Raw genomic sequence first — 218 nt, 5'->3', positions numbered from 1 at the left:
GCCCCGACCTGTTCCCCCTGGCGGTCGACGGGGACAAGAACAACATCAAGTGGGTCCTGGTCGTCAACATCAATCCCGGTGGCATCGCGGGCGGTTCGGCCGCCCAGTACTTCGTGGGCGACTTCGACGGCAAGAAGTTCACCGCCGACGACAAGGGCACCTACACCCCGCCCACCGGCACGGTGGTGCAGGACTTCGAGGGCACCGACTTCGGCTCG

The 218-nt window shown here is 66.1% G+C and carries 1 protein-coding gene; it reads left to right on the top strand.

Translation table 11 applies throughout. From position 1 onward, the window contains the following. On the top strand, positions 1 to 218 hold a 218-nt coding region (locus ADK57_RS19860; RefSeq protein ID WP_159050104.1), incomplete at both ends, for a hypothetical protein.

Origin of the sequence: Streptomyces sp. MMG1533, assembly GCF_001279775.1 — a bacterium.
Lineage (GTDB): Bacteria > Actinomycetota > Actinomycetes > Streptomycetales > Streptomycetaceae > Streptomyces.
This window is presented reverse-complemented; position numbering and strand designations above follow the sequence as displayed.